The organism is [Flexibacter] sp. ATCC 35208 (assembly GCF_001975825.1).
In the GTDB taxonomy this organism is placed as follows: Bacteria; Bacteroidota; Bacteroidia; order Chitinophagales; family Chitinophagaceae; genus Chitinophaga.
Genome location: NZ_MTKN01000061.1, coordinates 15,286 through 28,691, shown reverse-complemented (window position 1 = coordinate 28,691; position 13,406 = coordinate 15,286). Strand labels below are relative to the sequence as shown.

At 43.9% G+C, this 13,406-nt stretch carries 8 protein-coding genes; 2 read left to right on the top strand and 6 right to left on the bottom strand.

The window, feature by feature from the left end:
* Positions 1–19 precede the first annotated feature (19 nt).
* Entirely contained in the window at positions 20–3,193 is a 3,174-nt protein-coding gene (locus BW716_RS39140) for a TonB-dependent receptor (protein WP_083729235.1), read from the bottom strand.
* Between the two features lie 568 nt (positions 3,194–3,761).
* Positions 3,762–4,250 (bottom strand): CPCC family cysteine-rich protein, encoded by a 489-nt coding sequence (locus BW716_RS39135; protein WP_083729233.1) that lies wholly within the window; start codon positions 4,248–4,250, stop codon positions 3,762–3,764.
* 79 nt (positions 4,251–4,329) lie between these two features.
* Here BW716_RS39135 and BW716_RS39130 point away from each other — a divergent pair, with 79 nt between their 5' ends.
* A complete protein-coding gene (locus tag BW716_RS39130) occupies positions 4,330–4,899 on the top strand; it encodes a Crp/Fnr family transcriptional regulator (RefSeq protein ID WP_083729231.1) in 570 nt (189 codons plus the stop codon).
* A gap of 60 nt (positions 4,900–4,959) precedes the next feature.
* Complete coding sequence (locus BW716_RS39125; protein ID WP_083729229.1) at positions 4,960–5,370, top strand: DUF4267 domain-containing protein; 411 nt, start codon at positions 4,960–4,962, stop codon at positions 5,368–5,370.
* Positions 5,371–5,521: 151 nt separating this feature from the next.
* Here BW716_RS39125 and BW716_RS39120 read toward each other — a convergent pair whose 3' ends face one another.
* From BW716_RS39120 to BW716_RS39105, 4 genes are all read right to left on the bottom strand, one after another.
* Positions 5,522–7,354: an OmpA family protein gene (locus BW716_RS39120; protein WP_083729227.1), complete on the bottom strand. Its 1,833-nt coding sequence runs from the start codon at positions 7,352–7,354 to the stop codon at positions 5,522–5,524.
* A gap of 11 nt (positions 7,355–7,365) precedes the next feature.
* Positions 7,366–8,355 carry a type IX secretion system membrane protein PorP/SprF gene (locus tag BW716_RS39115; RefSeq protein WP_179091304.1) on the bottom strand — a complete coding sequence of 330 codons (990 nt, stop codon included), beginning with the start codon at positions 8,353–8,355 and terminating at the stop codon, positions 7,366–7,368.
* A gap of 2 nt (positions 8,356–8,357) precedes the next feature.
* Complete coding sequence (locus tag BW716_RS39110) at positions 8,358–11,948, bottom strand: gliding motility-associated C-terminal domain-containing protein (RefSeq protein ID WP_083729223.1); 3,591 nt, start codon at positions 11,946–11,948, stop codon at positions 8,358–8,360.
* A gap of 240 nt (positions 11,949–12,188) precedes the next feature.
* Positions 12,189–13,406, bottom strand: a 1,218-nt coding sequence (locus BW716_RS39105) for a T9SS type A sorting domain-containing protein (protein WP_179091303.1), incomplete at its 5' end; no start/stop codon positions are given.

Here is a 13,406-nt window from a genome sequence, read left to right as displayed (position 1 = left end):
TTAACTTAGTTTAATTAGATTAAAACTCTGCATTGACACCAAAAGTGATCGTGCGGGCAGCTGGATACCGGCCAAGGTCTACGTTGCGAAGGAATACACTTTGGTTGTTCTGACCTACTTCCGGATCCAGACCTGAGTAGTTCGTGAAAGTGTATAGGTTTTGTCCGCTTACATAGAATTTAGCCTTGCTAAATCTCGCCCTTTTCACCCACTCAGAAGGCAATGTATATCCCAGCATTACGTTCTGTATCTTCAGATAAGAAGCGCTTTCAATGAAGCGATCAGAGTTGTATAAGTTTGGATTATCCCCGATCCTTGGGGCAGGGATGTCTGAATTTGGATTTTCTTCGGACCAGAAGTTAGCCGTATAAGCCATTTGGTTCTGATACAGAGAAGATAATCCCGCTGTTGAATATTTCAGCGCATTCAGAATTTTACCACCATAAGAACCATTCAGGAAGATAGACAGGTCAAATCCTTTATAAGAGAAGGTGTTGGTAATACCATAAGTGAACGTAGGATTAGGACTTCCCAATATAGTTTGATCACTTGAGTTAATCACACCATCACCATTTACATCTACGTATTGAATATCACCTAACCAGGTACCACCGCTTGCATTTTCAACACTTCTGCCAAACTGTAACGGTGCATTTTTCAACTGCTCGGCAGTTTTGAAGATACCTTTTGTTTTATATCCATAAAATGCACCTACTTCTCCACCTTCGATGGTACGGGTAGCGGGTAAGCTCAGGTAACTGACTGTAATACTCTTGTCGATATAAGGTGTACCGGCGGCCAGAGATTCGACCTTGTTTTTGAAGTGAGAGAAGGTCACAGTGGTATTCCAGGTAAAGTCTTTCTTATTGATATTATGGGTAGTGATTGTAAAGTCAAAACCTCTGTTGCTGATTTTACCTCCATTGATGTATGGAGCACCTACCACAGCACCACTGGAATATTCAGCAGTACCGCCTAACACATAACCGGGCAACGCCTGTTGGAAGATGAAGTTCTTGGATGTCTTGTAGAAGTAGTCAAAGATCACATCTACCCGGCCTCTAAGCAGGCTAAAGTCAATACCTGCATCAGTTTGTTGTGCAGCTTCCCATGTCAGTTTTACGTTTTCCACTTTATCTACCAGGAACCCGGTACCCAGACCAGTGCTCACGGTGGCAAGTGCAGCGCCGTATTTATAGTTGGCCACATTCTGGTTACCGACTTCACCATATCCTACACGGATTTTGATGTTGTCAGCCACCTCTTTTACTTTAGTCATGAAAGGTTCTTCAGAAATTCTCCATGATGCAGCGAAAGAAGGGAAATACCCTGTCTGGTGACCATCTGCAAATTTGGAGGATCTGTCAGAACGGACTGTGGCAGTCAGGCTATATTTGTTATCATAAGTATAGATACCACGCGCAAAGAAAGACTCCATGGTTTGCTGCCCCTTATATTCACCTACAGTAGCGGTAGAGGCAGTACCATTCCCCAGGGTCTGGTTGTTGTCGTCATCCCCGGCTACAAAACCTTTGATGCTGGCAGTCACACCACCCCAGGTAGACTTCGTCACTTCATGCCCTAACATAGCCGTCACGCTATGTTTTGTGCCGAATTGATGTGCATAGGTGAGGTATTCCTTCCAGCCCCAATATTGAGAATTAGCCATGTATTCAGTCAGCTGTGCGGTTTCATTTGTATAGGCACCCCATTTATAGGTAGGTAAGTATACTTTCGCATTTGACCAGTTGAAGTCTCCATTTAATTCTGATCTCAGGGTCAGATCTTTGTAGAGTTTCATATCGGCGTAAAGGGTAGCATTGATATTATAGCGGACAAGGTTGTTGGTGATACTCATGGCCTGCGCTACAGGGTTGATCGTACCTTCTGTCGTACTGGAAGGTCCGGCATAGGAACCATCCGCATTATATACAGGCTGATCTGGAGCATTGAGCAATGCGTTATAAATAATACCGGTATTATCGCCCAGCGTAGCGTGTTGTTCACTACGGCTGGCATTCATAGCAGTACCGGCTTTAAACCACGGTTTTACCTGGCTGTTCACATTTGTTCTGAAAGTATAGCGGTTAAAGTCATTACCGATAATAGTCCCTTCCTGGTTCAGATAGCCACCGGAGATATAATAATCGGTACCATCCTTCGCCCCTGATACAGATAACTGGTGACTTTGCATAGGAGCAGATCTGAAGATCGCATCCTGCCAGTTGGTCCCTTCACCCAGTAAGTCAGGGTTGGCAAATTCTCCTCTCCGTGTAGTACCTGCCAGATCCGCCAGTACATTCTGGAATTTGGCATATTGTCTCAGGTTCATCATATCCAGGAACTTTCCCTGTTCCTGCACACCATAGAATCCATCATAGGCTACTCTTGCGGTACCAGCTTTACCTCTCTTGGTCGTAACGATGATCACACCATTAGAAGCTCTTGCACCATAAATGGCGGTTGCAGAAGCGTCTTTCAGCACATCGATAGACTCGATATCGCTGGGGTTGATCATGGCCAGCGGGCTTACCGCTCTACCACTGGCAGCATCATTGCCCGCACTGCTTAACTGTACTGTGCGACCACTTGTACTTGAGTTGGTAGCATCGCCAGAGATAGGTACACCATCGATCACATACAGCGGCTCATTGGATAAACTTAAAGAAGTGATACCCCTGATGTTCACAGAAGTTTCGCTTCCGGGAGCACCACTGTTTTGTGTGATGGTGACACCAGAAATTTTACCTTGTAAGATCTGGTCCATACTTACCTGTGGAATGTTCGCGATCTGGTCGCTTTTAATAGAGCTGATAGCACCATTCACATCAGATTTTTTCTGTGTACCATAACCGATCACAACGACATCGCTCAGAGTAGTACTGGTGTATTCCAATACTACATTCAGAGTAGTCTTGTTACCGATATTAATTTCCTGAGGTTTCATTCCGATGAATGAAACCAGCAAGGTTTTTTCCTGCTCTGGTACAGAGATGGTGAACTGACCGTTACCGTCAGTCATCGTGGAAATTTTGGTGTTGTTTTTCACAACGATCGTCGCTCCAGGCAACTTTAATCCTTTATTGTCTGAAATAGTCCCCTTAATGACCCGTGGATTGTTTTGAGCCCGGAGAGTGCCTGGATTTGAAATCATTAATGCAATCAACACTACAAATAGTAAGACTTTTTGCATAGTTTGATTATATTAACATGTATTGTGTACATGTTTGATGTAGAAAAATGTGTCTAATCTTTTTTTGACTGACAGATAAAATGCCCCCATCGCTGTATCTGGTGATACAGTCAATTAGTAGTAATAATGAAATGCCAGTTTGATTAACTCGCTTTCTTTTTGATGTTTTGTGGAAAATGTTGTGATAGGGTGATTCTAAAGTTTAGTTTCATATAGTGGAATATTTATGTTAACAAATCTATAACTTCTTAATCAATTCATGATAATACTTGTTTATCTAAAAAAAATACTTTTTTAGCCAGCATGCGAGATGGGTATTCCACTTCATTTTTGCGTTTTAACCACCTTTCTCCTTAGCTACTATGATTTTATCTGGATATATTTTGGGGTGTAGTGAATATTTATTATGACATTTAATAGTAGTACTTTTTTAGCTTATAATAATACCCGGTGTTGTCTGGTATGGAAGGGGAAACCACTTTTCCCATATTGGTAAGAATAATGATATGTGTAGGGCCATTGCGTTATTTCATCAAAAAATTCGGTAAGTTGCCTCCCCACACCTCCATCACAACTTCGGCACCACCAGCGCCGCCAGCAGATCTTTACTTACCTCTTTCCATTCTATCCAGATATGGTCCTGCGGTAGTTCGTCTCCCGTCATTCTATCTTCTATATCCTGCCTGCGCCGCTCATAAAATTCAATTGTCCGCAACACCCTTGCCGTATCGAAATCAACCTCCCCATCAATCAGTTCAATATTGCTTTCCAGCATACGACCAATATTAATCCTATTCGCCGTCAAAGACAAATTGCCATTCGGCCCTGAAATGAAAACCCCTTCAGTTTGCAATCCTTCTAAAATACTCTTCGCATGGTCATCCTGTCCATCATCTTCCCAATTACAGATGCTGCATATATCAAATTCACCCCTCGCTGTAAGCGTAGGGAACCCACACCCAGGGCAAGTGTATAAATGAATATCATTTGCCTGAAGGTAAGTATCGTAATGCGCCCTTCTGATATGAAAACCAACTAATATTTCGGATTCGTTCATCAGTCGGAAGTTAACAATTTTCTATCTATTAGCGCCTACAGGGAAAATGTGTAAATTTATAACCACGTAAATAATTCAGATGAACCTGCTTATCGAAAATATCAAATCTATTGTGCCACTATCTCCCGCAGATGAAAAAATCATCAATAGCCTATTTCAAAAAATAGTGATAGATAAAGATGAGCATATCTTACAGGAAGGCCAAATTTGCCGCCGTGTAGTATTCATCGAAAAAGGAATAGTAAGATATTACCTGAGGAATAACGGCGAAGAGCAAACCTTCTATTTTAATAAAGAAGGGGAGTGGGTGTGCGACTATCCCAGCTTCCTACCAAAAATACCTGCAATTACGAATATACAGGCTTTAGAAACAACAACCGCCTGGGTGATCAGCTATGATGATCTGCAAAAGTTCTATCAGCAGGTTCCTCAGGGTGAAAGGTTCGGACGTTTAGCCATAGAACAGGTTTATATCAATGCGGTAGCACAATTATCCTCATTATACAACGATAAACCCCAGGCACGCTATCAAAAGTTTGTTCAGACTTATTTTGACATTGCGCAGCGTATCCCCCAATATTATATCGCTTCTTATGTAGGTGTCAAACCCCAATCTTTAAGCCGGATCCGCAAGCGACTTATTTATTAACCCAGGTGCATGAAAAGGATCCGCTAATGCTTCAATTTTGTGTTATTAATTCATAACACAATGAAAACAAACAAAAACTGGGGATTTAATTCAGCATCTTATTGGATGACACTCTTACTGGCAGCAGGAATCATCTTCATCGGCGGCAGATTTATAATAGCACCTTCCGTAGGTGCCAATGGTTTTGGAATTCCTATATCGGGTGTTGAAGACCTGCCATACGGAAGAATAAAGGGCATACGCGACATCTTTTCCGGACTAATGCTACTCCCATTTCTATTCCTGAAAATGCGCCGATCTGCTGCATTGGCTTTAACAGCTGCCATCATCATACCGGCTAATGACTTTTGTATTGTCTTGATGACCAATGGTGCAAAAGACATCCAACACCTGCTTATCCACGGTCTGACAGTCGTTTACATGATCGTGACCAGTATTTTATTATTTAGAAAAAACACACATCCTGAATAATAAACATCACTACTCATTATCATTTTGGCCGGTTGTAAAAAAGACACAACAAAAATAATCGCCACCGGGCTAATTGATTATAACGGTTTCCAGTAACTAAGTCGCTATTTAACACAAAAGAGGAAGCTTGCTTCCTCTTTTGTGTTAAACTTCAATAATACACCTTCAACGTCGACCGCCTGTTTCTCCTATGCTCCTCCTCCCCACAAGGCACCCCATCCGCACACGGATTTACCAACTCCTGCTCCCCAAGATTTTCATAATAAAGATTCTTTGGCGATACCCCACTTTTAATCAGGTAATCAATCACAGCATAACATCTCAAAGCCGACAGATCCATATTATAATCATTGCTACCCCTACTATCCGTATAAGACCGTACCATCAATTTCCATTGCGGATAATTCCTGAGCACATTCGCTACCCTGTCCAGCAGTTCTCTTGAACTAGTCAGCAGGATCGCACTGTTATAATCATAATAAAAGCACATGTGTTCAAGTTTATCAATAACAGCACTATCCTCCCCACTAAGCGTTTTTCGCGGAGATGAAGGTGTCTCCACCTTTGCCAGCTCCGGAACAGTCATCTCTGGAACAATCACCTCTGGTACACCCCGCTCTGGTACAACCATCTTCTGCACCGCCACCTCCGGCTTATTCTCCAATTTCTCTGTCACATGCGTATCCATAAAATGATAAACATCATCCCCTCCATTCCCTCCATTCCTGTTCGACGCAAAATAACCTTCATAGTAATTGTCCTTCATAATAAATCCCAGATCATCACCACCTGAATTAAAAGGCATTTTCAGGTTCACGGGTTCACTCCATTCAGCACCACTGCCCACTGCACGAAAAATATCAAAACCACCAATTCCAATATGTCCTTTACTTGAAAAATAAAGCACCCCCGGTTCATTGACAGTAGGAAAGGTCTCTTCTGATGATGTATTGATAACATTCCCACAGTTCCTTGGCATCCCCCACGTTCCATTTGCCTTCCGCTCACTATACCATATATCTGTCTTCCCCACTCCACCCGGTCTGTCTGATACAAGGTAAAGTATCTGACCACTAATTACGACATTACCCGTATAACTGCCCGGTGCATTTAATTCAGTAACAGGTGCAAGTGCAGACCATGTATCACCTTTCTTAAAAGCCCAGAACAGCGACATTAAACGCTGCCCGTTTATCGGCCCCTTTTTCGTTTTGTGAAACACATCTGCATTTAAGGTCACATAGACAGTATCCTCCCTGTTATTAAAACATACCGGACCTACATGATATGGTAATTTCCCCAGTAGTTTCGGCAGCACTTCTTCCAGGTAAGTATTGGCATTACTTCCTTTCTGATATTGTTTAAATACATATGGTTTGAAATATGGCTGATCTACCCGTGGATCAATCTCAGGATGACGCTCTGACCCTGTAGTCAGCAACATTTTCCGGTATCCGTTAGAAACCAGCAGCAATCCATCTTTTACCACACCACTGATCCAATCAGCACCAGGCGTGCTCAGTTCCTTAATATTCTCTAATGCCATGAAGTGCGAACTTTTCTTCCAGAGCACCCCACTATCACAACCTGCCAATAGTCTGTTCTTCCATTGCATACTATCTGTATTCGATGTAGTATACAATGCAATGTATTTTTTAGCAGAGTCGTAATGTTCCATATTCATCTGTGTTTCCCCATACAACATATTTACTGCCGAAGGACAACCGGGATGCTGCAACATCCTGAAATACCAATAACCCGCTTCTTCAAACCTCGCCATTGCTACATAACAATTTGCTGTTTTGTCCAGTAAGACCAATGGTGCCTTTTTCCCTTTCCTGTCAGCTAACTGACCATACAATTTGGCCGCATCTGCATATTCCTGTCTTGCAAATGCTTCGTCCCCCAGTTCTATCAGGCTTTTATCTTCCTGCCCATAACTGAATAAAGGGATAAACAGCAATACTATAAGTTTACGCAACATCTTTTCTGATTTTAAAAATACCGTGGACTTGATACACTGTACCTTTTAGGACGGAATAAAATACCTATCGAGATTTCATGCGAGCCTCCCTGTGCATCGGCCAGCTCATTCAGATTCAGATCATATGCATACCCGATCCTGTAGTTGTCAGAAATATAAAATTCAACAAGTGCACTGGCAGCATTTTTCGCCTCCAGACCCGTCGGCAGATCTTTACGCCATACCGGCAATGCAGTACGATAAGAACCGCCTATCCAAAATGCACGATCGATTAGCAGCATAGCATTGAAATCTATATTTGTCGGACCTTTCAGATCATCTTTGACCATGACTGACGGCTTTAGCTGCAACTGCTCTGACAAAGAAAGCATACAACCGGTTGACAGGTAGAGGTGCGTTGTCTTCCGGATATTTTCATAATTATATCCTTTCCATTTATAGTCAGCAGTGAGGTATTGGCTAAAGAGATCCAATGCAGACACACTGATAAAAAAGGAAGGAGAATGATAATAAATACCAAAGCGGGCATCAGGAGTAAGGGCATTGACACCTCCACCCGGGAAGGTGGGGTCTTCCGCATCAAAGTACTGAAGACTTTCACCATCCAGATGATATTGAGCCACGCCAACACCCAGACCGAAACTCAGGTGTTGTGTGCGATTCGCATTCAGCGGAATCTGGTAAGAGTAGGAGGCATAAAGAGAATATGCCTGTTGTGGCCCTGACATATCAGCCATTAACTGTACACCCAGACCCATTCCTGCCTTGTCTTTATCATGACGTAACGGACCATCAAATGACACGCCTGCCGTTCGCGGCGCACCGGGTAACCCCGTCCATTGTTGTCTGTAGATCGTGTTCAGGTACCACGCATTTTTATATCCGGCATATGCAGGATTCACACTGAGGCCATTGAAAATGTATTGACTGAACTGCACATTCTGCTGTGCAGTTGATTGCAACGCCCCTGTTAACAATAAAAAAACTATCAGTGTACGCATGATCATTTTCTTTTTAAGATGACCCATCCTGTATATTGTTTTATTCCATCGCCTTCGTCTACATCCAGTTTATAGTAGTATACGCCTTCGCTTAATCCGGCACCATCCCATTCATTGTGATATGCTTTTGACTGGAACACCATATCGCCCCAGCGGTTGAACACGAATAGGGGAGCGGGTGGGTATTTTTCCAGTCCTTTGATCACAAAGAAATCATTCTTACCATCTCCGTTCGGACTCATGGCATTGGCAAAAGACAATATTGTTTTTCCCGGGGTTGTTTCGATATTAGTGCCGGGATCCCCGCTGCAGCCATCTACTGCCGGATCGCAGCCTGCCGTTGGTTTTGAGTTGGTACCATCCGTAACGGTAGCGGTATTGGTAATGACGGGAATGCTGTCGAGATTATCAATCGTTTTAACAATCATAGATACTTCTGCTGTGCTGCCTACAGGCATAGCAGGAATATTCCAGGCTACAGCATTATCGCTTTCACTATAGGTACCATTAGCAGTAGCGCTGATGTAGGTAGTATACTGAGGAACGGCATCCGTTATTTTGATATTTTCAATGGCGGTATTACCCGTGTTTCTGATGTAGATCTGATAGGTGAGTTCTTCAGCAGGCATTACTTTATCTTTTTTACTGGCAGGAGTGGCTACTTTCCAGGTGACCCAGTTTACCACCGTGTCTACAGAGATGTTCGTAGACGGTCCCGGTGGCGGATTAGTAGCCGGATTATCATTGTCTCCGGGATCAGCAGGAATCGTTGGCTGATCTTCTTTGCCATTGCCATTGTCCACGGCAGCAGTATTGGTAATAAAGGTGGCACCGGTAAGATCGGTAGTTACTTTTACCTTAAAGCTTCTCGTCACATCGGGTGCACCCACGGCTATTTCCGGAATGGTCCAGATCAGTACATCATTAACGGGTTGAATATTTTCATCTGCACTGACAAAATCGGTGTAGGCAGGAATCGTGTCCGTAATTTTTACATTGACGAGCTTAATACTTCCATTGTTGCGGATGTGAATGGTGTAAGTAACTTCATCACCGGTAGTCACACCGCCTTTAGGTCCGGTAGGTGTGTAGGTGGCGCTTTTCCAGTTCAGGGATTGTTTGCCATTATCTACAGGAATTTCTGTGGATGGATCATTTGGATCCGGGTTCGTCATAGGTTCATTCGGATTACCTGTGGTGGATGGCGTAGTCGGATGATCGCCTGAGCCATCGCCGTTATCTACATATCCAGTGTTAGTGATGTACCCGGCATTCGTGAGGTCCTGTGCCACTTTCACTTTAAAACTTCTGGTCACATCCGCAGTGCCAACGGGAATATCAGTGATGGTCCATGTTAGTTTACCATTCACGGGAGTAATGCCTTCATCGGCACTTACAAATACGGTATATGCCGGTATTGTATCGGTGATGATCACATTGTTCAATTCGACATTTCCAGTATTCCTGACGTGTATAGTATAAGTGATTTCATCATTTGTCTTCACCATGCCTCCTGAGCCAGTTCCGGTATAAGCAGCGCTTTTCCAGTTGAGAGATTTTTTTGCATTGTCTATCGGAATATCAACAGAGGGATCGTTAGGATCAGGATTGGATTTTGGATGATCATTATTGGAAGGATCCGGAGGTACAGTCGGATGTTCGCCACTGCCATCGCCATCATCTACACCAGCGGTATTTGTAATGCTGGTAGCACCAGTCAGGTCATTTACTACACGTACCGTAAAACTTCGGATCACATCTGCGGCGCCGACAGGAATATCAGTAATGGTCCAGGTCAGTTTACCATTCACAGGAGTAATGCTTTCATCTGCACTTACGAATTCGGTATAGTCAGGAATGGCATCGGTAACGATCACATTAGTCAATGCCACATGTCCTGTATTACGTACATGAATATGATAAACGATTTCGTCGCCGGGTTTGGCGATGCCTGTGAAGTCAGTACTTTTCCAGCTCACAGATTGTTTACCACCATTATCAACGGGAACATCGGTAGAAGGATCGTTAGGATCCGGATTGGATTGCGGCTCATTAGGATTTAACGGATCTGGTGGGGTAGTAGGATGATTGCCTGTACCATCGCCGTTATCAACATTGCCGGTATTGGTAATATTGGTGACGCCGGTCAGATCATTTGCCACAGTTACAGAAAAGTTTCGTGTGATGGTAGAGCCGACGGCGATAGCAGGAATAGTCCATGTCAGTTTGCCAACCGCATCAGGAGATATACTTTCATCTGCATTTTTAAAAACAGTATGAGCCGGAACCGTATCTGTGATCTTTACATTATTCAACACCACATTCCCGGTATTGCGCACATGAAGGGAATAAGTAATCACGTCACCTGCCTTTACTGCTGTTCCTGTGTAGCTGGCTGACTTCCATTGTTGCGAAGCCATGAAATCATCATCAGCGATGGTAACAGTGCCGACGCTGGTACCTGTGGTGAGAGCTGGTACGCCTGTGCCTACAGAGAATGCAGTGATAGTGAGGATAACGGTTTCCGGACCTTCGATCAGGTTATCGTCTTTAACAGTTACAGCAATTGGAACATTGCTGGTACCTGCGGGAATATTTTTAGTAAGGGTGATAGTTGTATAATCTGTTCCGTTAGTGGCGGTGCCGGTAATGGTGAATCTCACGAGCACAAAGCCTGTAGTATAAGTGCCATTGGGCCATCCGATGGAGAAGCTACCATCATTGCCGGTGCCACCGGGTTCTTTACCGTTTGTGGTAGACTGAATACCGATAGGGATGTTAACATCGTCATCTTCAATATTTACAACAGCGGAGGAGCTGGCAGAGAAAGTCATTGCTCCTGAAGAGGAGAGGCTTGTGGATTGCAGGGTCACCTGGACGGTTTCGGTGGGTTCAACGATGTAATCGTCATTTACATGGACAGGGAGTGCTATGCTGTTAGTATTAGCAGGTAGCTTGATTTCGCCTGTCATATTGGTGTTATTGTAGTCGAAGCTAGTCCCGGCGCCTCCGGTGGCAGAGCTGGCGCCGTCAATGGTATATTTCACCAGGATGTCTTCATTAAAAGTAAGTGTTCCCGGAAGGCTGATTTTAAATTCACCATTGCTGGCGTTTCCGTTGCCGAGTTCTTTACCATCGGTAGTTTTGGTAATGGCCAGGCGGTTGTCGTTATCGATCAGTTTAGCGGTTAAGGTTCTTTGTGTACCGAGATAACTGATGCCGTCGGCATCAGTTGCGGAGAGCAGACCGATTTCAATGCTTTCGTCTCCTTCGATCAGGAGGTCGTCATTGACGTCAATGATCAGTTGTGCTTCTGAATAACCGGCTTTGAGGATAATGGTACCAGAGAGGGTGGTGTAGTCTACGCCGTTGGTGGCCGGATCTGATACTGTGGCATTGACGGAGTAGGTGATGGTGATATCGCTGGGTGCTGTTGTTCCGTTTAGCAGGAGGAAGGAGATGATGCCGTTGGGGCCACCTTCTTCTGCTCTTACTAATTCATCCATGGCGATTACATCTGCGCGTTGGGTGGGTTTGTACATCCAGCTGACAGAGAGGAGGCATAGGAATAATAATAGAAGGTTACATTTCATTTTCCAGGGATTTAGTTGAATAAAGGGGATGTGTCATACATAAAAAGACGTCCTTAGAATTTGTTAGTGCGACAGTTGTTTCTATCGTGGACCAGTATAGAATGATCTCGGTAGAAGTTGTTGGCGCGATACCTTTTTCTATAATGATCCGTAATAGAAAGAGCCTGTATCTTTTTGAAATACCCCCAAAATTTTTAACCTTTTGGATTGACTTCAATTTTAGATACAGGCTCATAGGTTTTATCTGATAAGGATTAGTTTTTTAGTGTAAACTTTACCATTCGCACGGATAACACAATAGTGCAGGCCGGCGGGGAGGCTAATTGATCTGTATGTTAGTTTATGCACTTCACCAGCTTTTACATATTCGTTGAACAGGAGGCTTTCTCTGTTACCCTGCATATTACTGTAGATCTCTACTGATATTTTTCCATTTACAGGTGATTTGAAAGTAATGGATAATTCATCAGTAAATGGATTTGGATATGCGTTGTATTCAAGCGAAGCGGCTGTTTGTTGCAAAGCAGCGGAAACAGTGTTCAATGTGTATGTGGCAGTATTCTGGCATCCATTGGATTTGTCGGTAACCTGTAAAGTAAATATGCCACTGATATCTGGATTGCCTGATTGATAGAGGACGGTGGCTGTTTGAGCGCCGTCGAGTATCAACCAGCTGTTATCGGAGGAGACTAATGACCATTGGTAGTTGGCATTGGAAACGCTTTGTGCACTCAGGAGGTCTACTGATAGTGGATCAGGATTTGTCGCTGGTGGCAGGATAACGGCAGTCGGTAGAGTGGTGTTACTTATAACAGGTGTATTGGTGGTGGCTACGCAGCCGTTGTCCGGATTGGTAACTGACAGGGTATAAGTGCCTGATGTAGTTACAATGGCTGATGCGGTGTTGGCGACAAAGTTGTTAGGCCCTGTCCATCTGAAGGTAGTTCCGTTTGTGGAGGAGGTACCGGTGATGATCACGTTTGTTTTTTGACAGGTGAGAGGGCCGTCGTTGGATGCCTGGATATTGGCTGGTGGCGTGATGTTTTGAGTGACAGGGGTATTGGTGGTGGCGGTACATCCGTTTTGGGTGTTAGTGACCACCAGGGTATAGGTCCCTGCAGTTGTTACATTTGCCTGTGCTGTAGTAGCTGTATAATTGGATGGGCCGCTCCATTTATAGGTTACATCGGATGATGTAGAGGAGCCAGTGATTTGTACGGTTGTTTTTGTACAGGTCAGCGGGCCATTGTTTGAAGCTTGTACGTTGGCAGCAGGGGAGATGTTTTGTTGTACCGTTACACTATCAGTGGTAGTACATCCATTCGTAGCCTTAGCTGTTACATAGTATTTACCCGGAGCAGTTACTGCAATTGGATTAACTCCTGCGCTATATCCATTCCATGTAATCGTGCCGTTAGAAGAAGCGGTAAGATTTACAGAAGTAGTAGCGCAAGTCAA